Genomic DNA, 25909 nt, shown 5'->3' with positions numbered 1-25909 from the left:
CACACCGATGAACGCCACGGTCGCCGCCACCGCGAGCGCGGTCACCTTCGTCTGGCTCGGCATGGTGCTGGCGATCTCCTTCCTGGAGGCACCGCTGAAGTTCCGCGCCCCGGGCGTGACCATCCCGGTCGGTCTGGGCATAGGCCGACTGGTCTTCCGCGCGCTGAACGCCGTCGAGGCGGCGCTGGCCGTCGTCGTGATCGCCGCGATCGCCGTGGGCGGCGCCCCGGCCGGGACCACGGCCCTGGCCGCGGTCGTCGCCGTGCTGCTCCTCGTCCAGCTGGCCGTCGTGCGGCCCTTGCTCAACCGCCGCTCCGACCGCATCCTCGCGGGCGAGGAACTGCCCCGTTCCCGCAGCCACTTCTGGTACGTGGGACTGGAGGTCCTCAAGGTGGTGGCCCTGATCGCCCTGGGAGTCGGCCTGTCGGCGGCGTGAGGGCCGTCAGGCGGCCCGCGGCGCGGGGGAGGGCTCCGGCGGCCGGTGTTCGTGCCAGCGCAGTTCCGCCTCCAGCTGGGCGGCGACGGACACCAGCAGCGGTTCGCTGTGGGCGGGCCCGAGCAGTTGCGCGCCCACGGGCAGCCCCTCACCGACGAACCCCGCGGGCACGTTGACGCCCGGCCAGCCCAGCACGTTCCACGGCCAGGCGTACGGGCAGGCGGCGATCATCGCGCGGTCCGTGGCCAGCCCGCGCAGCCCGTGCAGGGCGCCGATCCGGAGCGGGGGAGCGGCCGTCGTCGGCGCGAGGACCACGTCGTAACGCCCGAAGAACCGGCCGATACGGCGGTGCAGCACCGCCTCCGCGCGCCGGGCCGCGCGCAGTGGAGCACCACCGAGCAGCCGGCCGAGCCGGGCGGCGTCCCGGGTGCGGGGATCGAGCAGCGCCGGGTCCGGGGCCTCACGGACCCGGTCGGCGATACCGGCGGTGGCACGCGGCACGAAGGTCAGCCCGATCTGCCCGTACGGCGGATCGGCCTCCTCGACATCGTGCCCCAACGCGGCGAGCCGCTCGGCGAGTTCGACGACGCGGGCGCGGATCTCCGGGTGCAGCCGGGCCGGTACGGCGGTGAACGGCGGCTTCAGGGACAGGGCGATGCGCAGCCGGCCCGGGTCGCGGCCGACCGCGTCCGCCACGGTCAGCGCGGGCGGCCGGTGCGGGTCCCGGTCGTGGTTGCCGCTCGCCGCGTCCAGCAGCAGGGCGGCGTCGGCGACGGTCCGGGCGAGCGTGCCGTTGACCGTGATGCCGTGGAAGGACTCGCCGCGCGGCCAGGTCGAGATGCGGCCGCGCTGCGGTTTGATGCCGATCAGGCCGGTCCACGAGGCCGGGATGCGCACCGATCCCGCGCCGTCCGAGCCCAGCGCGGCGGGCACGAGCCCGGCGGCGACGGCGGCGGCCGAGCCGCCGGAGGAACCCCCGGGTGTGTGCCCGGTGTGCCAGGGGTTGCGGGTGTCCCCGAACGCCGGCCCCTCGGTGAACGGCCACTGCCCCAGCTCGCACGTGTTCGTCTTGCCGACGATCACGGCGCCTGCCGCGCGCAGCCGCCGTACCGCCTCCCCGTCCTCGGCGGCCGGCGGGAACGTACCCGCGCAGCCGAACGCGGTCGGCTCGCCGGCCACGTCCATGTCGTCCTTCACCGCCACCGGCACCCCGAGCAGGGGACGTCGCGTCCCGGCGGCCAACTCCCGGTCGGCGGCCTCCGCTTCGGCCAGCGCGGCCTCGGCCCGTACGATCCGGAAGGCGTTCAGCGTCCCCTGCGTGGCCTCGATCCGGGCCAGCGCCCGCTCCACCAGCGCACGGGAGGTCACCTCTCCGTGGGCGAGCGCACGCCGGGTCTCGACGAGACCGGCGGAAGGGTCGTGCGGCATGAGCGACCTCCGGGAGGTTCCGGGAACGGTGTCTACCGAACGGTAACCTCAGCGGGGCGGTGACCGTGGGGGTTTCGCGCGGTGGGTCAGGCGCCCCGGCGACGGGTCCCGTCTCACCGGCCCAACAGCCTCCGCAGCCAGGCGAGTCGTGCCTCTCGTGCCGCACGGGACAGAGCGGCCTGGGGGGCGAGGGTGTCGAAGCCGTGGAAGGCGCCCGGCCAGATGTGGAGTTCGGCCTCGCCGCCGGACCGCCAGATGCGGGACGCGTAGGCGACCACCTCGTCCCGGAAGGTCTCCGCGGAACCGGCGTCGAGGTAGGCCGGGGGCAGGCCGGAGAGGTCGTCGGCGCGGGCGGGGGCGGCGTACGGCGGGACACCGGGGCCGCCGCGGCGGTCGCCGAGCAGCGCCGTCCAGGCCGTCTCGTTGGCGGTGCGGTCCCAGACGCCGGTGCCGGCCATCTGGCGGCTGGAGACCGTGTCGTTGCGGTCGTCGAGCATCGGGGCCATCAGCACCTGGCCGAGCGGGCGCGGACCCTGCCGGTCCCGGGTGAGCAGGGTGAGCGCCGCGGCGAGACCGCCGCCGGCACTGGCGCCCACGACGACGATCCGGTCCGGGTCGCCACCGAGCTCCCGCGCGTGCCCGGCGGTCCACAGCAGACCCGCGTACACGTCCTCCACCGGTGCCGGGTGCGGGTGTTCGGGGGCGAGCCGGTACTCCACCGAGACCACCACCGCGCCCAGTTCGCGTGCCCACGCCAGGGGCTGGTCCACGCCGGCCCGGTCGGTGCCGAGCATCATGCCGCCGCCGTGCACGTGGTACAGCACCGGCAGCGCGGCCGTGGACTCGGTGCGGGCGGGGCGGCAGAGCAGCAGGGAGACGTCCGGGGCGCCCTCCGGGCCCGGTACCGCACGGTCCTCCGCCTCGAAGGCGCCGTCCAGGGTGGGGTCCAGCAGACCGAGCAGTTCGCTGCCCGTGGCCCGGGCGGACGCCAGCTCGCCCAGGGCGAATCCGGGCGCGGCGGCGTCCCCGAGCAGTTCGAGCGCGGCGGCGAGTTCCGGGTCCAGGGGTGGGGGGTCCAGGGGCGGCATGGGGTCTCCCGACGGGTCCTGACGTACGAGCCGGGGGGCGCGACGTGCGGCCGACCTCGCGCGGTGGTGCGCGGGCGCGGTGGCCGCGACCGTTCGCACGGCTCGTGGGCGCCGTGTGCGCCCCTCGGACGCGTACCCCGTGTCAGCGCCAACCGGTTCGACTTCCCCTCGGAAAAAGCGCATGGGGAAAGGGGGCCGGCCGCGAGCGGCCCGCCCCCTTTCACGGTGACACGGCTCAGGCGGCCGCGACCTCGCCCACGTTGCCGTGCAGACGGGCGACGACCTCGGTGAGCTGAGCGGCGACCTCGGCGTCGTCGACCGGGTGGGTCTCGGCGAAGCGGGTGACCGAGCCCGGGATGGACAGCTTGATGTCCTCGATCACCTTGCCGCCGGCGATGCCCACGGCCTTGCGGGTGTCGTCCTGTGCCCACACGCCGCCGTACTGGCCGAAGGCGGTGCCGATCACGGCGACGGGCTTGCCGCCGAAGGCGCCGGAGCCGTACGGACGCGACAGCCAGTCGATGGCGTTCTTCAGGACGGCCGGGATGGTGCCGTTGTACTCGGGGGAGAAGAGCAGGAAGGCGTCGGCTGCCTGCGCGGCCTCACGCAGCTTCGCGGCGGCGGCCGGGACGCTGCCCTCGACGTCGATGTCCTCGTTGTAGAAGGGGACGTCGGCCAGGCCCTCGTACAGCACGACCTCCGCGCCCTCGGGAGCGACCTTGACGGCGGCCTCGGCGAGCTGGCGGTTGTGGGAACCGGCGCGGAGGCTGCCGACGAGCGCGAGGATGCGAACAGACATGGGAACTCCAAGAGGCTGAAACATCGCTGTTACGATCCGGACCAGGGTCCGGTTAGTGTCTACCACCCTAAGCGGACCGCGGTCCAGTTTTGTTCCCGATGCTTTACGCTGTCTTCATGTCCAGCGCCCTGCCGCCGTTCCCGCCGTCCGGTGAACCCTTCGACGCGCCCCAGTTGCTGGAGGTCGGCACGGCGCCCGAGGAACCGTGCCTGCGCGCCGACGCGGCGCGCAACCGGGCCCGGCTGCTGGACGCCGCCGCCCGGCTGATCGCTGAGCACGGGGTGGCCGGGGTGACCATGGACGCGGTGGCCGCGGCAGCGCGAGTGGGTAAAGGGACGGTGTTCCGGCGCTTCGGTGACCGCACCGGGCTGCTGATGGCGCTGCTCGACCACTCCGACAGGCAGTTGCAGGCCGACTTCCTGGGCGGGCCCCCGCCGCTGGGCCCGGGAGCGCCGCCCCTGGAGCGGCTGCGGGCGTTCGGTGTGGCGGTGCTGTACCGCTCGGCCGAGCGGCTGGACCTGCAACTCGCCGCCCAGACCGAGCCGACCCGCCGGTTCTCCCACCCGGCCTACCAGGCCCTGCGCACCCATGTCGTCATGCTGCTGCGGCAGATCGTGCCGGACGCCGACTGCGACCTGCTCGCCCAGACGCTGCTGGCCTCGCTCGACCCCGCGCTGATCCACCACCACACCCGGCAGTGCGGGATGCCCATGGAACGGCTGGAGACCGGCTGGATCGACCTGGTCGCCCGCGTGACCGCCACCCCACCGCCGCACTGACCTTCCGCCGGCGACCCTCGGCCCAGTGGCCGCCGCCCGCGCTGCCCGGCGAACGACGCGCACAGTCCCGGTCAGCTGCGGTTCGGTGACGAGCACCCGCCCTGAGCGCGGCTCAACCGGTGCGGTCCGCGAGTGCCCGCGCCTGCTGCCGGTCGGCCGGTGCGGTCCGCGACCCCCGCGCTGAGCCACGGTCGGCCGGTGTGGTGCCTGGTCGTCGTGCCGGGCGCCGGATCAGCCGGTGTGGTCCGGCTGGTGGCGTGCTGAGCGCCGCCGGCCGCTGCGCGGTGGCGAACGCCCGGGCTCACTGGCGGTCTGTGGCCGCCGCACCGTGACGGACGGTGCGTTCGCGTCCGTCGCCCAGAGCCGCGACGTGCGGTCAGGCGGTCCGGACCGTGAACATGTCGAGCAGGCCCTGGGGCGCGTCCGGGCGGAACAGCAGGGCGGCGTTGTGTGCCGACTCCGCGGCCGACACCTCGGCGCGCCGGAACATCCGGTCCTCGTAGGCGGCCAGCGCGGCCTCGGTGTCCCCGGGGTGCGCGGCCAGGGCGAGGCCCAGTTCGGCGCCGTCGAGCAGCGCCAGGTTCGCACCCTCGCCCGCGAACGGCGACATCAGGTGCGCCGCGTCCCCGAGCAGCGTGACCCCGGGCACCCGGTCCCAGCGGTGTCCGACCGGCAGCGCGTGGATCCGCCGGGGCACCAGCGGCCCGTCCGCGTCGGCGACCAGGGCCCGCAGGCTCTCGTCCCAGTCGTCGAACTCCTTCAGCACCGCCGCCCTCGCCGCCTCGGTGTCCCCGAAGTCGATGCCGTCCAGCCAGTCCTCCGCCGCCTCGACGGCCGCGTACACGTGCAGGCTGCCGTCGCTCTCGCGATGCGCGAGGAAGCCCCGCCCCGGGCCCAGCGCGAAGAGCATTCCGCCACCGACGACCCTCGCGCTCGCGGGGTGGCGCAGATCCGCCTCCACGAGGTCGGCCTCGACGAACGACACCCCCGTGTACGCCGGCCGGGCGGGGGAGAGGAGCGGGCGGATCCGGGACCAGGCGCCGTCCGCGCCGATCAGCAGGTCCGTCGTGAACGCGGTGCCGTCGGCCAGGGTGACCTCGTGCCGGCCGCCGCCCAGCGGGCGGGCGCCGGTCACCTTGGCGCCCCAGCGGATCGTGTCCTCGGGCAGCGAGCCGAGCAGCAGTTCGCGCAGGGCGCCACGGTCGATCTCGGGCCGGCCGCCCGAGCCGTCGTCGTCGGCGGCGAGCCGCACGGTGGCGTGCCGGTCCAGGACCCGCATGGCCTCGCCGCCGGCGTGGACACGCACGAGGAACGCCTCGTGCAGCCCGGCGGCCCGCAGTGCCTCCTGGCCGGAGTCGTCGTGGATGTCGAGCATGCCGCCCTGGGTCCGGGCGCTCGGTGAGGGGTCCAGGTCGTAGAGGGCGGCCGGTATGCCGTGCACATGCAGGACACGGGCGAGGGCGAGCCCGCCGAGGCCCGCGCCGACGACGGTGATCCGGTGGTGGGGCGTGCTGGTGGTCATGGGGTCTCCCGGCGGAGGGTCGGACACGGATGCGTGGTTCAGCGGGACACGGGCACCGCGGTGCGCTCGATGCCGTTGACCAGGGTCTGGAAGGCCCACGACACGCGGGCCTCGGGCGTGCCGGAGAGCAGCTCCTCGGCGCTCGCGGCGATGTGCGGGTGGGTACCGGCGGGCGCCTCGCGCAGGGCGCGGGACAGTGCCCGCCAGTCGTCCAGCGGCTCCTCGCCCGCGTGCTCGGCGGCGGTCGCGGTGGCCTGCTGCAGCAGCAGGTCGACGCCCCACGCCGCCTGCGCGCGCGGCACCCCGCCGGAGTCGAGCAGGCCGAGCAGGGTCTCGATCAGACGCAGATAGTTCGGGCCGTTCGGCCTCGCGGTGAGCGCCGAGCGGGCGAGGCTCGGATGCTCCAGCAGCATCGCGGTGTAGGCGGTGAGCACTGCCTCCAGCCGCTCCCGCCAGTCCCCCTCGGCCGGGGCGGGCGCCACCGTGCCGAGCAGCTCGTCCAGGACCGCCGCGTGCAGTTCGTCGGTGTTGCGGACGTAGACGTACAGCGATGCCGGGCCGGTGTCGAGTTCCTGCGCCAGGCGCCGCATGGTCACCTTGCGCAGCCCTTCCGCGCGCAGGATCGCGACGGCGGCGGTGACGATGCCCTCCCGGGTCAGGGCGGGCTTGGCGGGGCGCTCACGACGGGATCGAGGGGAAGCGGTCATGCCTCACGGTAACGAACATGTTCGTTACGAACAAGTTCGTGGCGATCGTGTTCGTGACGAACATGTTCCTACCTGCCGTCGATGTGCCCCAGTTCGTCGAAAGGTGAACCACGTCGCCCCGCCTGCGCCCGGCCCCCGCCCCTCTGCCAAGATGCGGTCTGTCATGGTGCAGATACCGAACACGCCCACGAGCGCCGACGTGGCCCGCCTGGCCGGCGTCTCGCGCGCGACCGTGTCCTACGTCCTGAACAACACCAGCGCCGTACGCATCAGCGAACCGACGCGCCGGCGCGTGCGCGAGGCCGCGCGTGAACTGGGCTACGTCCCCCACGCCGCCGCCCGCAGCCTGCGCGCCGGACACAGCCGCATGGTCCTCATGCCCGCCCCGGCCATCCCCGTAGGCCCCCTGTACGGCAGGTTCCTCAACGAACTGCAGTGGGCGCTCGGCCGGCTCGACTACACCGTCGTGCAGTACGGCACCGTAGGCCTCCAGGGCGACGAAGCCGCCCGCGCCTGGGCGGAGTTGCGGCCGGTCGCCGTGCTGGTGCCCGGTGCGGAACTCGGGCCGCAGGGCGTCACCGTCCTCAAACGCTCCGGCGCCCGTGCCGTGGTGACGCTCGGCTCGCAACGCGTCGACGGCGCGCACGCCCTGCTGATGGACCACGACGCCGTCGGCCGGAGCGCGGGCGCCCACCTGTACGCCCGGGGCCGGCGCCGGATCGGTGTCGTGGTGCCCGAGGAGCCGGGACTGGCGGCCTACTCCCGGCCCCGCCTCGCCGGAGTGCGCCAGGCGCTGCAGGGCACGGACGCCGCGGTGACGGAGCTGCCGCTCGCGTACACGGAGGAAGCCGCCGCCCGACTCGCCTCAGGATGGCGGGAGTCGGGTCTGGACGCGGTGTTCGCCTACAACGACGAGTACGCGATGCTGCTGATGCGCGCCCTGCAGGACGAGGGCCTGCGCATTCCCGAGGACGTGGCCGTGATCGGCTCCGACGACCTGATGCTCGGCCGGCTGCTGCGCCCCCGCCTCAGCACGGTCCACATCGAACTGCCCTCGGGCCGCGACCTGGCCGAACTCGTCGACCGGGCGGTGCGCGACCCCGGCGGCGAGCCCGAGGTGCACACGGTGCTGGGTGCCTCGGTGATCCAGCGGGAGTCCAGCTGACCCGCCGCCCGACGGTTACTCGGGGCTGCCGCCCTGCTGGGCCGCGATGCTCTTGCGGACCTCGTCCATGTCCAGGCTCCGGGCCTGCCCGATGATGTCCGTCAGGGCGGGCTCGGGAAGGGCGCCCGGCTGCGCGTAGACGGCGACCTTGTCGCGGACGATCATCAGGGTCGGGATCGACTGGATGCCGAAGGCCGCGGCCAGCTCGGGCTGCGCCTCGGTGTCCACCTTGCCGAACACGAGGTCCGGATTGTCCCCGGCCGCCTTCTCGTACACGGGTGCGAACTGCCGGCAGGGCCCGCACCACTCCGCCCAGAAGTCGATGAGAACGAACTCGTTCTCCGTGACGGTCTGGTCGAAGTTCTCCTTGGTCAGCTCCACGGTGCTGGTCATGGCGTACTCCTCGTTCCTGGGTGCGGGCGAAGCCGTGGGCACAACACGGCCACCCGATGACGTATTCCGCGCCCTTACCCGTGTGGCCGTGGCGCACACCACCCACCAGACTGACCCCATGACGGAAACGGAAACCATCGCGTACGACGTCGTGGTGATCGGGGGCGGGCCCGTGGGGGAGAACGTCGCCGACCGCACCCGCGCGGCCGGGCTCACCACCGCGCTCGTGGAGAGCGAACTGCTCGGCGGCGAGTGCTCCTACTGGGCGTGCATGCCCAGCAAGGCCCTGCTCCGGCCGGTCATCGCGCAGGCCGACGCGCGCCGCCTGCCCGGACTGGCCCAGGCGGTCCAGGGTCCGCTGGACACCCCGGCCGTTCTCGCCCGCCGGGACGAGTACACCTCCCACTGGAAGGACGACGGCCAGGTCGCCTGGCTGGAGGGCACCGGTGCCGACTTCCACCGCGGACACGGGCGCCTCGCCGGACCCCGTACGGTCACCGTGACCGCGCCCGACGGCACCGTCACGACCCTCACCGCCCGGCACGCCGTGGCCCTCTCCACCGGCACCCGCGCCCAGCTGCCCGACCTGCCCGGCCTCGCCGAGGTGAAGCCCTGGACCAGCCGCGAGGCCACCAGTGCCCAGGCCGCGCCGGGCCGGCTGATCGTCGTCGGCGGCGGGGTGGTCGCCACCGAGATGGCCACCGCCTGGCAGGCACTCGGCTCCCGGGTCACCCTGCTGGTGCGGGGCAAGGGCCTGCTGAACCGGATGGAGCCGTTCGCCGGTGAACTGGTCGCCGACGCGCTCACCGAGGCGGGCGCCGACATCCGCACCGGCACCTCCGTGGAGTCCGTCGCCCGTGAGAACGGCACGGTCGTCGCCGTCACCTCCGCCGGCGACCGGATCGAGGCCGACGAGATCCTCTTCGCCACCGGCCGCGTTCCGCACACCGACGACCTCGGCCTCGACACCGTCGGCCTGGAACCCGGCTCCTGGCTGGACGTCGACGACACCCTCCGCGTCACCGGCACCGACTGGCTGTACGCGGTCGGCGACGTCAACCACCGCGCCCTGCTCACCCACCAGGGCAAGTACCAGGCCCGCATGGCCGGAGCCGCCATCGCCGCCCGCGCGGCCGGCGACCCCGTGCCGGCCGAGTCCTGGGGCGCCTGCGTGGCCACCGCCGACCACCACGCCGTACCCCAGGTCGTGTTCACCGACCCCGAGGCCGCCGCGGTCGGCCTCTCCCTCGCCGAGGCGGAGCAGGCCGGCCACCGAGTCCGCGCCGTCGACGTCGAGTTCTCCTCCGTAGCGGGCGCCGGACTCTACGGCGACGGCTACAGGGGCCGCGCCCGCATGGTGGTCGACCTGGAGGAAGAGATCCTGCGCGGGGTCACCTTCGTCGGCCCCGGCGTCGGCGAACTCATCCACTCGGCGACCGTCGCCGTCGCCGGGCAGGTCCCGGTCGGCCGGCTGTGGCACGCGGTCCCGTCCTACCCGACGCTGAGCGAGGTGTGGCTCCGGCTGCTGGAGGCGTACCGGGACAACTGAGCCCGGTCCTAGGGGAGTTCAAAACCGAGGGCCTCGGCCGCCGCCCGCGGCGTCGGCTGGGCCCACAGCGCCGTCACCGCCTCGTTCGTGGACAGGGAGCGCGGCTCGGCGCGGTCCAGGTAGAGCGTGCCGTCCAGGTGGTCCGTCTCGTGCTGGACGATCCGGGCGGGCCACCCGGCGAACACCTCGTCCAGCGCGCGGCCGTGCTCGTCCTCGCCGCGCAGCCGCACCTCGGCGTGCCGGGCCACCACCGCCTGCCAGCCCGGCACGCTCAGGCAGCCCTCGAAGAACGCGGCACGCGCGGTGCCGACGGGCTCGTACGCCGGGTTGACCAGGACACGGAACGGCTGCGGGACCCGGCCCCGGGCCACCGCCACCTCCTGGGGCACCGGCGCCGGATCCTCGATGACCGCGATCCGCAGCGGCACGCCCACCTGCGGCGCGGCCAGACCCACACCGGGCGCGGCGTGCATGGTGACGCGCAGCGCCTCGATGAAGCGGGCGAGCAGGGCGGGGCCGAGCTGACCGTCGTACGGCTCGGTGCCGTGCCGCAGCACCGGCTGCCCGGCGGCGACGACGGGCAGGGGGCCGCCGGCGGCGAGGAGTTCCTCGACCCGCTCGGCGAGCGCTGCGTGATCACGGGGAGCTGCCATCGCGTCAGCATGCCATGCCCACCCGGCCCTCCCTGTGGCACAGGTCACCAGAGCCCCGGGGAACTCCGCCCCTTGGCGGCCCGGCTACTGGACCGTCCCCGCTTCCCCGCCATGTCCCCGGAGAACCCCCCGATGACCTCCGCTCCCCCCGCCGGCAGGGTCGAGACGTCCGGCCCGGCCACCCGGAGCCGCTGGGCCCCCCTGCGCCCGCTCGTGCTGCGCCTGCACTTCTACGCCGGTGTGCTCGTCGCCCCCTTCCTGCTGGTCGCCGCCGTCACCGGACTGCTGTACGCGGGTTCGTTCCAGGCCGAGAAACTCGTCTACGGCCATGAGCTGACCGTTCCCGCCGGGAAGAGCGAACTGCCGGTCTCCGTCCAGGTCGCCGCCGCTCGCAAGGCCCACCCGGAGGGCTCCCTCGCGGCCGTACGCCCCGCACCCGAGCCCGGCGCCACCACCCGCGTGCTGCTCTCCGGCGTCAAGGGGGTCGACCCCGAGCACACCCTCGCCGTCTTCGTCGACCCCCGCACCGGCCAGGTCCGCGGCGCGCTCGAACAGTACGGCTCGACCGGCGCGCTGCCCCTGCGCACCTGGATCGACGAACTCCACCGCGATCTGCACCTCGGCGACACCGGCCGCCTCTACAGCGAGCTGGCCGCCAGCTGGCTCTGGGTGATCACGGCCGGCGGGCTGGTGCTGTGGTTCTCCCGCCGCCGCGCGCAGCGCAAGGTGCGCGGGACCGGCGGGCGGCGCCGCACCCTCGGGCTGCACGGCACGGTCGGGGTGTGGACCGCCGCCGGGTTCCTCTTCCTGTCGGCGACCGGGCTGACCTGGTCGGCCTACGCCGGCGCGCACATCGACGAGCTGCGCACCTCACTGGGCCAGGCCGCCCCGTCCGTCTCGGCGGCCGTGACCGTCGGCGAGCACGCGGGTCACGGTACGGCGGCGGGTGCGGGCGGCGCCGCCGCGCCGGGTGCGGGCCTGGACAAGGTGCTCGCGGCGGCCCGTGCCAGGGGGCTCGGCGACCCCGTGGAGATCGTGCCGCCCGCCGATGCGCACAGCGCCTACGTCGTACGGCAGGTCCAGCGCAGCTGGCCCGAGAAGCAGGACTCCGTCGCCGTCGACCCGGCCACCGGCAAGGTCACCGACGAACTCCGGTTCGCCGACTACCCGGTGCTCGCCAAGCTCACCCGCTGGGGCATCGACCTGCACACCGGCGTCCTCTTCGGGCTCGTCAACCAGATCGCCCTCGCCCTGCTCGCGCTCGCCCTGATCCTGCTGATCCTGTGGGGCTACCGCATGTGGTGGCAGCGCGGACGCGGCTTTGCCTTCGGCCGGCCCGTTCCGCGCGGCGCCTGGGCCGAGGTGCCGCCGTACCTCCTGGTCCCGGCGCTCGCGGCCGTCGCCGTACTCGGCTGCTTCGTGCCGCTGCTCGGCATCCCACTGGCCGCCTTCCTCGCCGTGGACGTCCTCCTCGGCGAGATCGCCCACCGGCGCGGCCGACGGGCCTACGGGAGTGCGCCCGGCATGAAGTAGCGTGGTCAGGCAGGCCGACGCCGGAGGGAGACGGAGATGGCGCGGGAAGGCGGCCGGGCCCGGCGCCGCGGACAGGGCGAGCTGGAGGGGCAGGTCCTCGGCGCACTGCGCGAGGCGGACGGACCGGTCACCGCGGCCTGGGTGCAGCAGCGCCTCGGCGGCGACCTCGCCTACACCACCGTCGTCACCATCCTGACCCGGCTCCTCGCCAAGGACGTCGTCGCCCGTGAACGCCACGGCCGCTCCTTCCTGTGGACGCCGACGGCCGACGTGGCCCGTCTCGCCGCCCTGCGCATGCGCCGCCTGCTCGACGGCGAACGGGACCGCGAGGCGGTCCTGGCGAGCTTCGTCACCGCCCTGCCCCCGGGCGACGAGGAAATCCTGCGGGCACTGCTCGAGGCCACGCACACGGACGGCGCGGGTACGGAAGACTGACCGTCCATGGGGGTCTTCGTCTTCCTGCCACTGGTGCTGCCGCTGTCCGCCTGGCCGGTCGCCCGCCTCGCCGAGACACGGCTGCACCCGCGCACCGCGACCCGGCTGCTGACGGCGGTCGCCGTCGTCATGGCCCTGTGCAGCACCCTCTGCCTGGCCCTGCTCATGGTGGTCGGCACCGCCCAGCTGCCCGGCAACCCCTTCCCGGACGGCTGGACCGACCCGCAGGTACGGGCCGCCGTCCCGTACGACGACATCGCCGGCCGGGCCGCCATCCCCGTACTCGCCCTCGTCGCCGCCGGCTGCGCCCGCACCCTGCTGCGGCACCTCCGGGTCACCCGGCGCGCCCGCCGGGTCCTCGCCGCGCTGCCGGGCCGGGCGGTGGCGGTCCTGCCCGACAGCGCTCCGTACGCCTACGCCCTGCCCGGCGGCCGGGGCCGCGTCGTCGTCACCACCGCGCTGCTCGCCGGGCTCGCTCGCGCCGAGCGGCGCGCCCTGTTCGCCCACGAACGCGCCCACCTGGCCGCCCGCCACCACCGCCATCTGCTCGCCGCGCACCTGGCCGCCCGGGCCAACCCGTTCCTCCGTCCGCTGCGCACCGCCGTCGTGTACACCACCGAGCGCTGGGCGGACGAGGAGGCGGCCCGGGCGGTCGGCGACCGGCGCGCCGTCGCCCGGGCCATCGGCAGGGCGGCCTTGGTCTCGGCCGGCACACCGGCCCCGACTCTGCCCGCGCTCGCGGCCACCGGTCCCGTGCCGCGCCGGGTGGCCGCGCTGCTGGCCCCGGCGCCCGTGGCCCGTACCTGGCCACCGGCCTTCACCTCGGTCGGCCTCGCCGTGTGGGGCGCCGCCGCCGGGGCGCTGGCGTCCGCGATGTCGTCGGCGAACTCCGCCGTCACCCTGTTCCTGCTCCTGCGCGCGACGGCCTCGCTCTGACCCCGGAGACGGCGTTCTCGGTACGGGCCCCGACCCCGGACACCTGGCCCGGCTTCGCCCTGTTTCGAGAGCCGCCGTTTCACCCGCGCCGGGAACCCGGGCCCTCCGTACACCTCACTCCTGCGGGAAGTCGCCCCCGAGCGCCGAGGCGATCCGCAGGTGCCGCTCCGCCTCCTCGTGCCGGGCCTGCCGCTGGAGCGTACGCCCCAGCATCAACCGGGCGTAGTGCTCCACCGGCTCACGCTCGACGATGACCCTCAACTCGGCTTCCGCACGGCGCAGTTGGGCCGAGTGGTAGTAGGCACGGGCCAGCAGCAGCCGGGGGCCGGTCTGCTCCGGCACCTCCTCGACAAGACCGGTCAGCACCCGCGCCGCGCCCGCGTAGTCCTTGGCGTCGAAGAACTGCCGCGCGCGCTCCCAGCGCTCGGCCGGCGTGCCGTGCTCGTAGTACGTGGTCTCCACTTGCGTCTCCACTCGTGACCTCCTTCGCCCGCCACAACGGGAGACAGTTGTTCAATATTCCACCAACTGGTCGCGGCGGAGCCGGCCGGCCGGGGGCGGTAGCCTGCTGGTGAGGGCAGCCATGGCCGATGAGGTGCGCATCCGGCTCCTCGGCGGTTTCGCCGTGACGGTCGAGGACCGCCCGGTCGCCGCCGGGGCGTGGCGGCTGCGCAAAGCCCGGACCCTGCTGAAACTGCTGTGCCTGGCACCGGGCCACCGCATGCACCGCGATCGGCTCTACGACCTTCTGTGGCCGGACCTCGACCGTCCGGCCGCGGCCAACAACCTGCACCAGGCGCTGCACTCCGTACGGCGAGCACTCGCCTCCGCGGGCGCGGCGGCCGATGTCGTGGTCCTCCGCGACGACATGGTCCTGCTCGGCCCCGACGGCGGCGTACGCATCGACCTCGACGCGTTCGACGAGACGGCCCGGCGGGCCCTGGAGGGTGGCGGAGCCGCGGACCACCGCACCGCCCTCGCCCTGGCCGCGCCCGGTCTGCTGCCCGAGGATCGGTACGAGTCCTGGGCCGGTGAGGCCGCCGAGGCGCTCCGGACACGGTGCACCGCACTGCGGCTGGGGCTCGCCGAGACGCTGGAACGCGAGCGTCACCAGGCCGACGCGATCGAGGTGCTACGGGCCCTGATCGCCGAGGACCCGCTGCACGAGCCCGGCCACCGGGCCCTGATGCGGGTCCTGGCCGGCGCCGGACGACGCCGGGAGGCGCTGGCCGCCTACGAACAGCTGCGGGACGTACTCCGACGCGACACCGGCGCCGACCCCGACCCGCAGACCCGCCGCCTCTACCGCACGCTGCTGGCCGACTCGGTCGAGGCGCCGGAGCAACCGGGGAAACTCCCACGGCACCCTCTGCCCGCGCCCGCGACCGCCCTCATCGGCAGGGAGCGCGAGATCGCCGAGGCCGAGCAACTGCTCGCGCGGGGCAGGCTGCTGACCCTCACGGGGACCGGCGGCTGCGGCAAGACCCGGCTCGCCCTGGCCGTCGCGGAACGCCGGCGCGAGGACTTCCGGGACGGGGCCTGCTTCGTGGACCTCGCCGCGCTGGCGGAGCCCGACCTCGTACCCGAAGCCGTCGCCGCCGCGCTGGGGGTGCACCTTCCGCCGTCAGGCGACAGCCTGGCCGCCCTGGTCGCACAGCTGGGCGGCCGGGAGATGCTGCTGGTGCTGGACAACTGCGAACACCTGATCGACGCGTGCGCGTCCCTGGCGACACGGGTCATCGCAGACTGTCCGGGCGTGTTCGTCCTCGCGACCAGCCGGGAGGCCCTGCGCGGTTACGGCGAACGCACCTTCCGGGTGCCCTCGCTCGGGCTGCCGGACCCCCGCCGGCTGCCCACCGTGCCGGAACTGGGCCGATTCGCCGCCGTACGGCTGTTCGTGGAGCGGGCCGCCGACGCCGACCCGGGGTTCCGGCTGTCCCCGGAGAACGCGGCCGCCGTGGCCCAGATCTGCTTCCGGCTCGACGGCATGCCCCTGGCCCTGGAGCTGGCGGCGGCCCGGGTGCACGTCCTGGCGCCACGGCAGATCGCCGAACGCCTCGACGACGCACTGACGTTGCTCAGCCGGGGCAACCGGCGCGGCGTGACCCGGCAGGAGACCCTGCTGGCCACGCTGGAGTGGAGCCACCGGCTGCTCGACGAGGAGGAACAGCGCCTGCTGCGGCGGCTGTCGGTCTTCGTGGGCGGGTTCTCCCTCGCGGCGGCCGAGGACGTGTGCGCGGACGGCACGCACGGCACCGGGGTGCTCGACGTGCTCGGCCGGCTGGCCGACAAGTCCCTGGTCTCGGTGGAGGCCCGGCGGGACGAGGTCCGCTACCGGCTGCTCGAGACGATCCGGCAGTACGCCGCCGAGCGCCTGCGGGCCGCGGGGGAAAGCGCCGCCACCGAGGCCCGGCACCGGCGCTTCTACCTGGCACTCGCCGAGGCCGGGGACCGTGAGCCGCCCACCGGTGTCTCGGGGGCGGTGCCGCTGGAGCTGGAGGCCGAGCACGGCAACCTCCGGGCCGCCCTGCGCTCCCTGCTGCGCCACGAACCGGACGGCGCGCTCCGGCTGGCCACCGCCCTGCGCTCGTTCTGGCCGGAACGCGGGCACCTCGCCGAGGGCCGGCGGTGGCTGGAGGACACCCTGGCCGCCGCACCGGACCCCTCCCCACACCGGGCCAGGGCACTGATGGGACAGGCCGTGCTGGCGGTCCGCCTCGGTGACGGCTCCCCGCTGCAGGACATCGCCGAGCAGATCGTCCAGGCCCACCGGCGCCGGCCGGACCGGGCTGCGCTCGCCCACGCCCACTGTCAGCAGGCGATCCTGCTCTGGATGCGCGGGGCGTGGCACAGCGCCGGCACCGCCCTCGACCTCGCCCGCACCCTCGCCCTCGACGCGAGCGAGCCGTCGGTCCTCGCCGCCGCCGCGCATCTCGAGGGTGTCTGGGCCGTGTGCCGCGGCGCGGGCCCGGCGGCCCGTAGGGCCTGTGCGGAGTGCATCCGGCTGCTGGACGACGTCGAGGCCGGCACCGAACCCTTCTTCCCGGTCATGACACCGGGCTACGCCGTCGAGTGCGACGAGTGCGACGAGGCCGGGCGGGTGTCGCTGTACTTCGAGGAGACCGTACTCGCCGGCCGCACGGTGGGCCCGGCGAGGGCACGCGGCTACGCCCTGGCCAACCTGGCATGGGTGAGCCGCGTCGACGGCGACACCGGCTCAGCCGTCATGGCGGCCGAACGCAGTGCCGACTGCTTCCGCGCGCTCGACGACCCGCACGGAGAGTCCCTGGCCCTCAACCTGCTCGGCAACCTCCACCGCGGCCACGGCGACCCCGACGCGGCGAGGACGTACCTGCGGACGGCACTGGCGATCAGGCGCCGGCTCGGCGACCGCCGGGAGGAAGGCATCACCCTCGGTTGCCTCGGCCTGCTCCAACTCGCCGACGGCGACACCGAAAGCGCCCGCGCGACCTTCGCCCGGGTCCTCGCCGGCTTCGAGGAGACCGACGACATCCCCGGCACCACCAACACCCTGCTCCATCTCTCCCAGGTCGCCCGGGCCGCCGGTGACCGGGAGCGGGCGCGTACGCTGCTGACCCGCGCCCAGCGTCTGGAGCACGTCGCCGGATCGCACCCCGCCGCCGGATGGGCCGCCCTCATGCTGGCGCAGCTGCTGTGGCAGGCGGGCGAGCGCGAGGCCGCCGACGCGACGGCGGCCCGGGCCGGCGACCTCTTCGCCCACCTCGGCGACACGCGCGGCCCGGCCGTTCTACGGCGCTCGGCGGCACGGGCACACACCGGCAAAGCGGCTGCTGAGTGAGTGCTAAGAGACGCTCCCTGCGGTCCTGGATGTCAGCGGAAAGGCACGCACACCAAGGAGTCGGCCATGTCGATCGACACAGCGAGGGGCATCCTGGGGGACGCCACCGTCGCCGAACTGGAGGCAGGCCTGCGCGGCAGCGTCGTCCGTCCCACAGACGCCGCGTACGACCAGGCCCGGGCGGTCTGGAACGGGGCCCACGACAAACACCCGGCCGTGATCGTGCGCTGCGCCGGGACCGCGGACGTGGTCCGCGCCGTCGAGTTCGCACGCAGCCAGGACCTCCTCGTCGCGGTGCGCGGCGGCGCGCACAGCATCGCGGGATTCTCGACCTGCGACGACGGGATCGTCATCGACCTGTCGCCCATGAAGGGCGCCCTCGTCGATCCCGCGGCCCGCCGGGTGACCGCCCAGGCCGGCATGACCTGGGGCGACCTCGACCACGAGACCCAGGCCTTCGGACTCGCCGTGACCGGCGGCCTGGTGTCCGGCACGGGCATCGCCGGATTCACGCTCGGCGGCGGCGTGGGCTGGCTGCTGCGCCGCCACGGGCTGGCCTCCGACAACCTGACGGCCGCCGAGGTCGTCACCGCGGACGGCCGCGTGGTCCGCGCCGGACCGCAGGAGCATCCCGACCTGTTCTGGGCCCTGCGGGGCGGCGGCGGCAACTTCGGTGTCGTCACCTCCCTCGAGTACCGGCTGCACCCGGTGGGCCCCCAGGTCACGGCCGGCCTGATCGTCTATCCGCTCGAGGAGGCCCGGCGGGTCGTCACCGGCTGGCGCGAACTGATCGGGGACACTCCCGACGATCTGACGACCCTCGTCAACCTCACGACGGCGCCTCCGCTGCCGTTCCTGCCCGAGGAGGTCCACGGCACCCGGGTCGTGGCCGTGCTCGGCATGCACGCGGGCGACCTGGCGGCGGGCGAGGCGGCCGTCGGCCCCCTGCGCACGCTGGGAACCCCCATCGCCGACGTCATGGGACCCATGCCGTACACCGGGATGCAGTCCCTGCTCGACCCGCTCTGGGCGGCCGGTGCCCACAACTACTTCACGTCGGCGTTCATCGAGCCGTCCGACGCCGCGATCGACGCCGTACTGCGGCAGCACCTGGCGACCCCCACGCCCTCCAGCGAACTGCATCTGCACCAACTGGGCGGCGCGTTCGCCCGCGTTCCCGCCGATGCCACGGCCTTCAGCCAGCGGGAGCCGGGCGTGCTGTGCAACGTGATCGCACGGTCCCCGGACGCGGCGGGCTTCGACAGCCACGTCGCCTGGGCCCGCGGGGCACGCGAGGAGATCGCACGCCACGGCCACGGGGCCATGTACGTCAACTTCACGGGTGACGCGGCCGAGGACAGGGTCCGCGCCTCCTACCCCGCCGCGGTCCACGCACGGCTGGTGAGCGTCAAGGACACCTACGATCCGACGAACCTGTTCCGCCTCAACCAGAACATCCGCCCTTCGACCACGGTGTGACCCTCACCTGTCACTTGCGCCATCCGCACGACGTCGGTGGGGATGGCGCCCGACGGAATGGCGCGTGCAATGACTTCCCCAAGCTTCGCTGAAGCCGCCCTCCGTGACTTGTTAGGTAAGCCTTGCCTGGCTTACCTTCTGTGCGCTTCCTGTGCACGTCAGACCGGAGTCCCCATGTCCAGCGGCAACATCGCCCTGCTCGGAGCCATCGCAGGCTTCACCATCTATCTCGGCCTTCCCATCGGCCGCCTCCGCACCCCCACACCCCGGCTCAGGGCGGGCTTGAACGCCGTCGCCATCGGCATCCTGATCTTCCTCGTCTGGGACGTGCTGACCCACGCCTGGGAGCCCATCGACGAGGCGCTGGGCAAGCACACCTGGGGAACGGTGGCATCAGGGGGCTTCACGCTGACGGTGGGCCTGGCCGCCGGCCTCGCCGGGCTCGTCCACTACGACAGCTGGATCGCCCGGCGCCGCGAGGCCGCGTCCCGTCCCGCGGGCCCCGGTGCCGCCGCCTCCGCCGAGCTGGCGCCGAAGACCCGCAGTCAGGCCGGTTCGCTCGCGCTGATGATCGCCACCGGCATCGGTCTGCACAACTTCGCCGAGGGCCTGGCCATCGGCAACTCGGCGGCCCAGGGTGAACTCTCCCTCGCCCTCCTGCTGATCATCGGCTTCGGCCTGCACAACGCCACCGAAGGCTTCGGTATCGTCGCCCCCTTGGCCGCGGAAGGCGAACGCCCCTCCTGGCTCACGCTGCTGTGGCTCGGCCTGATCGGCGGCGGCCCCACCTTCCTGGGTACCCTCGTCGGCCAGCACCTGGTCAGCGACACGCTGTCGATCGCCTTCCTGGGTCTCGCCGCCGGCTCGATCCTCTACGTCGTCATCGAGCTGCTGGCGGTCGCCCGCAGGGCCGCACTCAAGACACTCACCACCTGGTGCATCCTCCTCGGCCTCCTCCTCGGCTTCGCCACGGACGCGGTGGTGACGGCAGCCGGAGCCTGAACCAACCAGCAGCCGGTACGGGCCCGGGTGCCGCCGTGACGCGAGGGCGGCGCCCGGGTCGGTCGCGCTGCGCTCATGTCCCGGGCCCGGCGCGGGTGGGACTGCTCCGGCCCGGAGCGCGGCACCACGCTGGTGACCACTCCGGCCGGGCATACGGACCAGCCGTTTCGAGGAGCTGACCGGCACCAGCCTGGATGCCCCGGACACCGCGGTGGAGCTCAGCTGGGCCTTGGCGGCACGCGAGCTGAGGACGCCGTCCTGTCGGTCGCGTGGATGATATGTGGGGAATATCACGGCCACCCACGTACCTACTGGTCGGTATGGTCACCACGGAGCCGCAACAACAGGAGGCGTGATGTCCACGACCAACCGCCAGATCCGTCTGGCAGCCCGCCCCGTGGGCGAAGTGAAACCCGAAGACTGGGAGCACTGCTCCGCTCCGCTCGCGGAACCGGGCCCGGGCCGGTTCGTGGGCCGGACGCGCGTCATCTCCCTGGACCCGGCCATGCGGGGCTGGCTGGACGACCGCCCCTCCTACCTGCCGCCAGTCGGCATCGGCGAGGTGATGCGCGCCGGATCGGTCGTCGAGGTCACCGCATCCGACCACCCCGGCTTCCAGCCCGGCGACCACGTGGTCGGCACGTTCGGCGTCCAGGAGTACGTGGTCTCCGACGGCCGGGGCGCGATGAAGATCGACACCTCCCTCGCCCCGCCCGCCACGTATCTGGGGGCGCTGGGCATGCCCGGCATGACCGCCTACTTCGGCCTGCTGGACGTCGGCGCGCTGCAGGACGGCGAGACCGTCGTGGTGTCCGGGGCGGCCGGCGCGGTCGGCACCATCGCGGGGCAGATCGCCAAGGCCAGGGGCTGCCGGGTCGTGGGCATCGCCGGAGGGCCGGAGAAGTGCGCCATGCTCACCGGCGAACTGGGATTCGACGCGGCGATCGACTACCGAACCGAGGACGTCAAGAAGGCACTGCGCGAGCACGCCCCCGACGGCATCGACGTCTACTTCGACAACGTCGGAGGGGACATCCTCGACACCGCCCTGACCCGGCTGGCGATGCACGCGCGCGTCGTGGTCTGCGGCGCGATCAGCCAGTACAACAACGCCACGCCCGTCAAGGGCCCCTCCAACTACCTCTCGCTGCTGGTGCGCCGCGCCCGCATGGAGGGCTTCGTCGTCTTCGACTACGCCAAGCGCTACGCGGAGGCCGCGCAGGAGATCTCCGCCCTGATCGCCGCCGGCCGCATCAAGGTCAAGGAACACGTCGTGCGGGGCACCGTCGACGACTTCCCCGCGACCCTGCAGATGCTCTTCCGCGGTGAGAACGTCGGCAAGCTCGTGCTGGAACTGGCATGACCGCCACGCTGCCAGGAGAGCAGCGGGACGCCGTCTCGCTCCACGGAAAGGTGGCGATCGTGACCGGTGCCGCCAGCGGACTGGGCCGGGCCTCGGCGCTGGCACTGGCGAGGGCGGGCGCGCGCGTGGTCGTCGCCGACCTCGACGCGCGGGGCGGCCGCGAGGTGGCCGACCTGGTCGACGGGCACTTCCACGCCTGTGACGTCTCCGACCTCGACGCCAACCGCGCTCTGGTGGAGTTCACCCAGGAGCGGTACGGCGGTGTCGACATCGCCCTGCTGAACGCGGGGGTGGCGACCGGATGCGGCGTCGGCGAGGACTTCGACCCGGCGCGCTACCGCCGGGCGATGGGCGCCAACCTCGACGGCGTGGTCTTCGGCACCCACGCGGTGCTGCCCGCGCTGCGGGCTCGCGGCGGCGGGTCGATCGTGGCGACGGCGTCCCTTGCGGGCCTGGCGGCGGTGCCCCTCGATCCGCTGTACGCGGCCAACAAACACGCGGTCGTGGGACTCGCACGCTCCCTGGGGCCGGCTCTCGCCCCTGACAACGTCCGCTTCAACGCGGTCTGCCCGGGGTTCGCCGAGTCGCGCATCATCGACCACCTGCGCGACATGCTCTCCGAGCAGGGACTGCCGGTCATCCCGGCTGAGGCCGTCGCGGACACGGTGCTGCGGATCGTCACCGGCGACGACACCGGGCAGTGCTGGTTCATCCAGGCCGGCCGCGAACCGGAGCCGTTCCGCTTCCGCAACGTCCCCGGTCCGGCCAGGCCTGTCGGCGTCTGAGGGTTCGTCGGGGGTGGGCCCAGCGACGACCGGGCCCACCCCCACCGGCGTACGGAACCGCCCCGTCTCGTCGGGACCGTGCGGACGCGACGCCTCTGAGGATCGAGATCAGACGTCCTCGACGTCGGTGAAGAGGAGCCGTACACCGCCGGTCGCCAGCTCGAAGACCTTGGCGACAAACGCCGACGCCTCTTCGGTCGTCACCGCCTTGCTGGCCGTGGCGTAGTCGGTGAAGTACAGGTCGAGTACGCGATAGGCGGGCGTCGGGCTGCCGTCCTCCTTCGGCCAGACCTTCGCGCTCTCGATCCTGGTGACTCCGGGGATCTTCTTCGCCAGCGCGATCTGCTCGTGATGACCCGCCTCGAAAGCCTCGGGGGACTTCGGGTTCTCGTAGACTGCGGTGATCTTCGTCGGCATGGTGTCTGCTCCTTGATCGTTCCTGCTGGTGGGCTTTCCTGCTACTGGGTCTTCCACTTCGCGTTGTCGGGGATCGTTTTGTCGGGCACTCGCACCTGGATGATGGACGGACTGCTCGAGTTCTCCAGTGCACCCGTCACGGCATTACTCAGCTCTCCATACGTGCCGACTTCCCACCCCCGACACCCGAAGACCTCTGCCAGCATGCTGTAATTCCAGCGGTGCAGCACGCAGGGCTTGTAGAACGGCTTGTCAGAATGGAACACCCCCGCATCGGCGAGCCACTGCTCCACGGCGTAAACGCCGTTGTCGATGACGAAGATGATGGGATTGAGCTGGAACCTGGTCTGCGTCGAGAGACATTGGGCGGTCATCTGGAAGCCGCCGTCGCCCGAGAACACCATCACCCTTTGACTGGGCTTCTTCGCCAGGCAGATACCCGTCGCGGCCGGCGCGCTGTAGCCGATCGAGGAGTACGACGACTGAACGATGAACCCTCCCGGGGCGGGTACATCGAGCAGCAGGCTCCCGAAATAGTTCATGCTCGCGTCGCTGCTGATGACGGTGTTCCGGTCGACGTACCGCTGGATGAACTCGTAGAACCCCTGGTACGTGATGATCTCGGAGGGACTCATGGCAGGTGCGCTGCGTGCCGGACGCTCCGGGAGCTTCCGGGACTTGGGCGTGATCTTCTCCGCCAGAATGCCGCTTATCAGGTGCTCAAGGGCCACATGCCCGCCGAAGAAGGTGCCGAGCTTGACCGCGTCGAACGACGCGAAGGCAGTCTTGTCGTAATCCGGCTCCCAGCCAAGGGAGTTGATGTCCGTCAGCCACACGCCGAGGGCGAGCACGAAGTCGGAGGCGGCAACCAGCTCCGTGACGGCCTCGGACGAGGCCTGGCCGTCGAGCACGCCGGCGAACAGCAGATCGTCCTCGGAGAGGACGGCCTTGCTGAGGAGTTCCGTGACGAAGGGGATGTTCAGCTGCTGGATCAGGCGCGCGGCCTTGTCCTGCAGGCCGAACCGGTCGACCTCAGGACCCACCCAGATGAGAGGGTTCTCGGCGCTTTCGAGCCTCGCGCGGATCTGGGCGACCGACTGGGTCAGGCTGTCCCGGTCCGACAGGGGCTTGGCCGGCTTGAGGACGCCCCTGGGCGGCTCACACTCGAGGTCGACCATGTCCTGGAGCAGCTCGATGTAGACCGGGCGGCGCTCGGTGATGCACGTTCTCAGCGCGTGGTCGATCAGGCCCGGCGCGAGCTCCGGGGTGTCGATCCGGATGGCCGCGGCCGTGACGTGCTCGAAGGACTGGAGGTCGGTCTCCCGCCCGGTGATGAAGTGGTGCGCGCTGAAGCCGGTCTGCTCGAAGATGATGGTCTTCTTGATGCTCGGCGTGCCGTTGATCAGAACGAGCGGCACCTTCTCGACGTAGGCGCCGGCGACGGCGTTCACGGCACACAGCGCGCCGGCGGAGTAGGTGACGCAGAGGGCTCCGATGCCCTTCAGCCGCGCGTATCCGTCCGCCGCATAACCGGCGTTGACCTCGTTGACCTCCTCGATGATCTCGACGCTGCTCGGCGCGACATACCGGTTCAGCCAGTCGATGGAGTAGTCGCCCGCGATGGCGAACAGGTGGTCAAGACCCAGCTGGTGGAGCCGGTCTACCAGGTACTGCCCGACCGTGCAGCGCTCAGCCATGGCGTAACTCCTCTGTGATCAGTGGTCAGTATTCGCTTGCACCGCCGAACAGCCGGGGCAGGTAGATGTCGAAGATTCCCGGGCACTTGCGCTCCGGATACCGCTGCAGCAGGAAGTCCTTGAAGGCGGCGCCCGTGAGGCCGTCGCCTGCGGCCTCACGGGCCGCGGAGAGGTACTCGATGTTGCGGGCGACCTCGTTCTTGTCGGCGGGAAGGCCGTGGCCTGGCAGGAAGAGCTCGTACTCCGACACCAGCAGGTCCTGCAGCACCCGGATCCAGTGGCCCAGGTGTGATGTCAGATAGAGATGGGTGCCGCTGTAGAGCAGGTCCTGGGCGAAGTACACCCCCAGTTCCGGAAGCCCGATGGTGAGATGGAAGTCGATCTCGGTGTCCGTCACCCGGTCCAGGACGTAACGGACCCCGTCGATCGTCTCCTGCCCGGGACTGGCGACCTGCTTGGGGACGACGATGTGCTCCGGGAGGAGGCCGCCGAGCTTCCAGTGGTCGCTGAGCGACTCCTCCCCGTGCTCGTGGATGAAGGTCATGGTCTCGGAGAGCGCGTAGACCGTGACGTCGGGGAACGCGGCGCCCAGGCCGAACCAGTGGTCGGGGTGCCGGTGGGAGAGATACAGCCGGTCGATCGGCTTGCGCAGGCTGTCCGCGTACGCCCTGAACTCCCTTGCATAAGGAGCGAGGAACTGTCCGTCGACGAGTACGAGGCAGTTCCTGGACTCGACGATGTGCGTCGCGTTCGCGATGTTGCCGCCGCTGAAAGAGGAAACGAAGGTGTGAATACGGACGTCGCCCGCCTGTTTCACGACCATGACGATGGGGTCCGACATCTGAGCCGGCATCCGGGACCTCCCCGATAGGGACGGGACGAGAAAAGGGCGGGGCTATGCGGCGATGCGCGTGTTCAGTTCCTCCAGCGCCGCTCTTGCGACGTCGTAGGCGCTGTCCACGCCCCGCACCGGGGCGTCCTCGCCGGGCCGCCAGAAGCGCCTGCGCGCCATTCGCATCGAGCTGACGAACGGCGGGATCGCGTTGAACACCTCGACGAGGTACGGCCCGCGGTACACCGGCTCGACCTCGCTGCGCACAAGGTCCCAGGGAATCCAGCTGTCCTTCACCGCTCCCCGGTCCGGCGCCGAGATATGGACGTAGTGCAGCCGGTTCTGCCGTACGGCCCGCGCGATGTTGTTCCGGAAGACCGAAGGACCCTGGCTTTCCATCAGGACCTGCGCGGTGTCGATCGTCACGCCGCCCTGCGGGTGTTCGAGCCCCTCGAGGAAGTCGAGGACCTCCGAGACCATGTTGGGCGGGGGAGTCTCCCAGCTCTTCACGGGCTCGATGGCGAGCTTCACCTCCCGGGCCGCGGCGTACTCCGACAGCTCCTCGAAGACTCCACGGGCCGCGTGAAAGCGCGGCTTCATCCACTCCTGGAGGTCGTCGCTCCACAGCGGCTCGCCGTCGTCCGTGAGCGGGAAGACGCCGTAGGGGTAGAGGAACGGACCCGACATGATCGTGTCGCCGCCACCCAGGGCCCGGGTGATGTCGACGCGTGACTTCAGATAGGAGAGGGCCTGTGCACGCTGCTCCCCGTAGGGCGAGGTCGGGTCGAAGGTCCGCGTGGTCCCGACGTTGGTGGTGAACCTGACCTCTCGCAGGCCCGCCTGGTCGAAGGCCTTCCGCAGGCCGATGTAGCTGTCGAGCTCGAGCTTGTGGTCGACGGTCGTGGGCCGGGCGGCGATGTGCACGTCGAAGCCGGCGTAGCCCATTTCGGTCAGGGCCTTCAGATGGGTGATCAGGATCTGGGTGTACCGGGTGTCCTGCGGACGCAGATCGGCCGTGAACATGAAGAAGCTGAAGTACACGTCCCGCTCGACGTTCGGTTGGAAGCCCCGCGCCAATGTCACGTTCATCG

General features: G+C 72.7%; 24 protein-coding genes. 12 read left to right on the top strand and 12 right to left on the bottom strand.

The genetic code is table 11. The features are described 5' to 3' along the window. The first annotated feature begins 7 nt into the window (after positions 1-7). Positions 8-436 carry a hypothetical protein gene (locus ACZ7HQ_RS14255; protein WP_470988570.1) on the top strand — a complete coding sequence of 143 codons (429 nt, stop codon included), beginning with the start codon at positions 8-10 and terminating at the stop codon, positions 434-436. A gap of 6 nt (positions 437-442) precedes the next feature. On the opposite strand, the gene ACZ7HQ_RS14250 is transcribed toward ACZ7HQ_RS14255, so the two are convergent. From ACZ7HQ_RS14250 to ACZ7HQ_RS14240, 3 genes are all read right to left on the bottom strand, one after another. Continuing rightward, a complete protein-coding gene (locus ACZ7HQ_RS14250; protein ID WP_470988567.1) occupies positions 443-1864 on the bottom strand; it encodes an amidase in 1422 nt (473 codons plus the stop codon). A 113-nt stretch (positions 1865-1977) separates the two neighbouring features. Beyond that, entirely contained in the window at positions 1978-2952 is a 975-nt protein-coding gene (locus ACZ7HQ_RS14245) for an alpha/beta hydrolase (protein ID WP_470988563.1), read from the bottom strand. 235 nt (positions 2953-3187) lie between these two features. Continuing rightward, positions 3188-3751, bottom strand: a complete 564-nt coding sequence (locus ACZ7HQ_RS14240; protein ID WP_470988560.1) for an NAD(P)H-dependent oxidoreductase — start codon at positions 3749-3751, stop codon at positions 3188-3190. 98 nt (positions 3752-3849) lie between these two features. On the opposite strand from ACZ7HQ_RS14240, the gene ACZ7HQ_RS14235 reads away from it, so the two are divergent. Further along, complete coding sequence (locus ACZ7HQ_RS14235) at positions 3850-4530, top strand: TetR/AcrR family transcriptional regulator (RefSeq protein WP_470988557.1); 681 nt, start codon at positions 3850-3852, stop codon at positions 4528-4530. 376 nt (positions 4531-4906) lie between these two features. Here the strand turns inward: ACZ7HQ_RS14235 and ACZ7HQ_RS14230 are convergent, their stop codons facing one another. Then, positions 4907-6052 carry an FAD-dependent oxidoreductase gene (locus ACZ7HQ_RS14230; RefSeq protein ID WP_470988554.1) on the bottom strand — a complete coding sequence of 382 codons (1146 nt, stop codon included), beginning with the start codon at positions 6050-6052 and terminating at the stop codon, positions 4907-4909. 38 nt (positions 6053-6090) lie between these two features. Beyond that, positions 6091-6759, bottom strand: coding sequence for a TetR/AcrR family transcriptional regulator (locus ACZ7HQ_RS14225; protein WP_470988551.1), 669 nt, complete (start codon positions 6757-6759; stop codon positions 6091-6093). A 163-nt stretch (positions 6760-6922) separates the two neighbouring features. Here ACZ7HQ_RS14225 and ACZ7HQ_RS14220 point away from each other — a divergent pair, with 163 nt between their 5' ends. Continuing rightward, entirely contained in the window at positions 6923-7924 is a 1002-nt protein-coding gene (locus ACZ7HQ_RS14220; RefSeq protein ID WP_470988548.1) for a LacI family DNA-binding transcriptional regulator, read from the top strand. Between the two features lie 15 nt (positions 7925-7939). Here the strand turns inward: ACZ7HQ_RS14220 and trxA are convergent, their stop codons facing one another. Further along, complete coding sequence (gene trxA / locus ACZ7HQ_RS14215; protein ID WP_470988545.1) at positions 7940-8317, bottom strand: thioredoxin; 378 nt, start codon at positions 8315-8317, stop codon at positions 7940-7942. 118 nt (positions 8318-8435) lie between these two features. Here trxA and ACZ7HQ_RS14210 point away from each other — a divergent pair, with 118 nt between their 5' ends. Then, positions 8436-9866: a dihydrolipoyl dehydrogenase family protein gene (locus ACZ7HQ_RS14210; RefSeq protein ID WP_470988542.1), complete on the top strand. Its 1431-nt coding sequence runs from the start codon at positions 8436-8438 to the stop codon at positions 9864-9866. An 8-nt stretch (positions 9867-9874) separates the two neighbouring features. Here the strand turns inward: ACZ7HQ_RS14210 and ACZ7HQ_RS14205 are convergent, their stop codons facing one another. Continuing rightward, complete coding sequence (locus ACZ7HQ_RS14205; RefSeq protein WP_470988540.1) at positions 9875-10519, bottom strand: peptide deformylase; 645 nt, start codon at positions 10517-10519, stop codon at positions 9875-9877. Positions 10520-10651: 132 nt separating this feature from the next. On the opposite strand from ACZ7HQ_RS14205, the gene ACZ7HQ_RS14200 reads away from it, so the two are divergent. From ACZ7HQ_RS14200 to ACZ7HQ_RS14190, 3 genes are read left to right on the top strand one after another with little or no spacing between them, the layout of a single operon-like run. After that, entirely contained in the window at positions 10652-12052 is a 1401-nt protein-coding gene (locus ACZ7HQ_RS14200; protein WP_470988537.1) for a PepSY-associated TM helix domain-containing protein, read from the top strand. Positions 12053-12088: 36 nt separating this feature from the next. After that, the gene (locus ACZ7HQ_RS14195) at positions 12089-12487 is read left to right on the top strand and encodes a BlaI/MecI/CopY family transcriptional regulator (RefSeq protein WP_470988534.1); all 399 of its coding nucleotides are present in this window, start codon (positions 12089-12091) and stop codon (positions 12485-12487) included. A 6-nt stretch (positions 12488-12493) separates the two neighbouring features. After that, on the top strand, positions 12494-13423 hold the full coding sequence (locus ACZ7HQ_RS14190) for a M56 family metallopeptidase (RefSeq protein ID WP_470988531.1): 930 nt from the start codon (positions 12494-12496) through the stop codon (positions 13421-13423). Positions 13424-13537: 114 nt separating this feature from the next. Here ACZ7HQ_RS14190 and ACZ7HQ_RS14185 read toward each other — a convergent pair whose 3' ends face one another. Continuing rightward, the gene (locus ACZ7HQ_RS14185) at positions 13538-13885 is read right to left on the bottom strand and encodes a tetratricopeptide repeat protein (RefSeq protein WP_470989002.1); all 348 of its coding nucleotides are present in this window, start codon (positions 13883-13885) and stop codon (positions 13538-13540) included. A 121-nt stretch (positions 13886-14006) separates the two neighbouring features. Between ACZ7HQ_RS14185 and ACZ7HQ_RS14180 the strand changes: the two genes are divergently transcribed. The 5 genes from ACZ7HQ_RS14180 to ACZ7HQ_RS14160 all read left to right on the top strand — a co-directional run bounded on the left by ACZ7HQ_RS14180 (position 14007) and on the right by ACZ7HQ_RS14160 (position 21872). Then, complete coding sequence (locus tag ACZ7HQ_RS14180; protein ID WP_470988528.1) at positions 14007-17243, top strand: tetratricopeptide repeat protein; 3237 nt, start codon at positions 14007-14009, stop codon at positions 17241-17243. Positions 17244-17309: 66 nt separating this feature from the next. Beyond that, positions 17310-18722, top strand: coding sequence for an FAD-binding oxidoreductase (locus ACZ7HQ_RS14175; protein ID WP_470988523.1), 1413 nt, complete (start codon positions 17310-17312; stop codon positions 18720-18722). A 174-nt stretch (positions 18723-18896) separates the two neighbouring features. After that, positions 18897-19724, top strand: coding sequence for a ZIP family metal transporter (locus ACZ7HQ_RS14170; RefSeq protein ID WP_470988520.1), 828 nt, complete (start codon positions 18897-18899; stop codon positions 19722-19724). 355 nt (positions 19725-20079) lie between these two features. Beyond that, positions 20080-21087 carry an NADP-dependent oxidoreductase gene (locus ACZ7HQ_RS14165; RefSeq protein ID WP_470988517.1) on the top strand — a complete coding sequence of 336 codons (1008 nt, stop codon included), beginning with the start codon at positions 20080-20082 and terminating at the stop codon, positions 21085-21087. Beyond that, a complete protein-coding gene (locus ACZ7HQ_RS14160) occupies positions 21084-21872 on the top strand; it encodes an SDR family NAD(P)-dependent oxidoreductase (RefSeq protein ID WP_470988514.1) in 789 nt (262 codons plus the stop codon). Before ACZ7HQ_RS14165 ends, ACZ7HQ_RS14160 begins: the two co-directional genes overlap by 4 nt. 108 nt (positions 21873-21980) lie before the next feature. On the opposite strand, the gene ACZ7HQ_RS14155 is transcribed toward ACZ7HQ_RS14160, so the two are convergent. The 4 genes from ACZ7HQ_RS14155 to ACZ7HQ_RS14140 are packed head-to-tail and all read right to left on the bottom strand — an operon-like array spanning position 21981 to position 25907. Continuing rightward, a complete protein-coding gene (locus ACZ7HQ_RS14155; RefSeq protein WP_351240651.1) occupies positions 21981-22289 on the bottom strand; it encodes an EthD family reductase in 309 nt (102 codons plus the stop codon). A gap of 41 nt (positions 22290-22330) precedes the next feature. After that, positions 22331-23986: an alpha-keto acid decarboxylase family protein gene (locus tag ACZ7HQ_RS14150; protein WP_470988511.1), complete on the bottom strand. Its 1656-nt coding sequence runs from the start codon at positions 23984-23986 to the stop codon at positions 22331-22333. Between the two features lie 25 nt (positions 23987-24011). Further along, entirely contained in the window at positions 24012-24839 is an 828-nt protein-coding gene (locus ACZ7HQ_RS14145; RefSeq protein WP_470988506.1) for an MBL fold metallo-hydrolase, read from the bottom strand. 42 nt (positions 24840-24881) lie between these two features. Further along, entirely contained in the window at positions 24882-25907 is a 1026-nt protein-coding gene (locus ACZ7HQ_RS14140; RefSeq protein ID WP_470988999.1) for a sugar phosphate isomerase/epimerase family protein, read from the bottom strand. Positions 25908-25909: the final 2 nt, after the last annotated feature.

It is taken from the genome of Streptomyces sp. NPDC037290, from assembly GCF_055603245.1.
Note: the sequence above shows the minus strand (reverse complement) of the source record. Positions and strands in the feature narration are given on the sequence as shown.

What these genes read in the sequence shown, in the direction of transcription:
- ACZ7HQ_RS14225 (WP_470988551.1), bottom strand. Translation starts at nt 6,759, where the DNA reads ATGACCGCTTCCCCTCGATCCCGTCGTGAGCGCCCCGCCAAGCCCGCC.
- ACZ7HQ_RS14165 (WP_470988517.1), top strand. Translation starts at nt 20,080, where the DNA reads ATGTCCACGACCAACCGCCAGATCCGTCTGGCAGCCCGCCCCGTGGGC.
- ACZ7HQ_RS14245 (WP_470988563.1), bottom strand. Translation starts at nt 2,952, where the DNA reads ATGCCGCCCCTGGACCCCCCACCCCTGGACCCGGAACTCGCCGCCGCG.
- ACZ7HQ_RS14175 (WP_470988523.1), top strand. Translation starts at nt 17,310, where the DNA reads ATGTCGATCGACACAGCGAGGGGCATCCTGGGGGACGCCACCGTCGCC.
- ACZ7HQ_RS14170 (WP_470988520.1), top strand. Translation starts at nt 18,897, where the DNA reads ATGTCCAGCGGCAACATCGCCCTGCTCGGAGCCATCGCAGGCTTCACC.
- ACZ7HQ_RS14205 (WP_470988540.1), bottom strand. Translation starts at nt 10,519, where the DNA reads ATGGCAGCTCCCCGTGATCACGCAGCGCTCGCCGAGCGGGTCGAGGAA.
- ACZ7HQ_RS14160 (WP_470988514.1), top strand. Translation starts at nt 21,084, where the DNA reads ATGACCGCCACGCTGCCAGGAGAGCAGCGGGACGCCGTCTCGCTCCAC.
- ACZ7HQ_RS14230 (WP_470988554.1), bottom strand. Translation starts at nt 6,052, where the DNA reads ATGACCACCAGCACGCCCCACCACCGGATCACCGTCGTCGGCGCGGGC.
- ACZ7HQ_RS14200 (WP_470988537.1), top strand. Translation starts at nt 10,652, where the DNA reads ATGACCTCCGCTCCCCCCGCCGGCAGGGTCGAGACGTCCGGCCCGGCC.
- ACZ7HQ_RS14255 (WP_470988570.1), top strand. Translation starts at nt 8, where the DNA reads ATGAACGCCACGGTCGCCGCCACCGCGAGCGCGGTCACCTTCGTCTGG.
- ACZ7HQ_RS14235 (WP_470988557.1), top strand. Translation starts at nt 3,850, where the DNA reads ATGCTTTACGCTGTCTTCATGTCCAGCGCCCTGCCGCCGTTCCCGCCG.
- ACZ7HQ_RS14195 (WP_470988534.1), top strand. Translation starts at nt 12,089, where the DNA reads ATGGCGCGGGAAGGCGGCCGGGCCCGGCGCCGCGGACAGGGCGAGCTG.
- trxA (WP_470988545.1), bottom strand. Translation starts at nt 8,317, where the DNA reads ATGACCAGCACCGTGGAGCTGACCAAGGAGAACTTCGACCAGACCGTC.
- ACZ7HQ_RS14220 (WP_470988548.1), top strand. Translation starts at nt 6,923, where the DNA reads ATGGTGCAGATACCGAACACGCCCACGAGCGCCGACGTGGCCCGCCTG.
- ACZ7HQ_RS14190 (WP_470988531.1), top strand. Translation starts at nt 12,494, where the DNA reads ATGGGGGTCTTCGTCTTCCTGCCACTGGTGCTGCCGCTGTCCGCCTGG.
- ACZ7HQ_RS14210 (WP_470988542.1), top strand. Translation starts at nt 8,436, where the DNA reads ATGACGGAAACGGAAACCATCGCGTACGACGTCGTGGTGATCGGGGGC.
- ACZ7HQ_RS14140 (WP_470988999.1), bottom strand. Translation starts at nt 25,907, where the DNA reads ATGAACGTGACATTGGCGCGGGGCTTCCAACCGAACGTCGAGCGGGAC.
- ACZ7HQ_RS14250 (WP_470988567.1), bottom strand. Translation starts at nt 1,864, where the DNA reads ATGCCGCACGACCCTTCCGCCGGTCTCGTCGAGACCCGGCGTGCGCTC.
- ACZ7HQ_RS14240 (WP_470988560.1), bottom strand. Translation starts at nt 3,751, where the DNA reads ATGTCTGTTCGCATCCTCGCGCTCGTCGGCAGCCTCCGCGCCGGTTCC.
- ACZ7HQ_RS14150 (WP_470988511.1), bottom strand. Translation starts at nt 23,986, where the DNA reads ATGGCTGAGCGCTGCACGGTCGGGCAGTACCTGGTAGACCGGCTCCAC.
- ACZ7HQ_RS14155 (WP_351240651.1), bottom strand. Translation starts at nt 22,289, where the DNA reads ATGCCGACGAAGATCACCGCAGTCTACGAGAACCCGAAGTCCCCCGAG.
- ACZ7HQ_RS14145 (WP_470988506.1), bottom strand. Translation starts at nt 24,839, where the DNA reads ATGCCGGCTCAGATGTCGGACCCCATCGTCATGGTCGTGAAACAGGCG.
- ACZ7HQ_RS14180 (WP_470988528.1), top strand. Translation starts at nt 14,007, where the DNA reads ATGGCCGATGAGGTGCGCATCCGGCTCCTCGGCGGTTTCGCCGTGACG.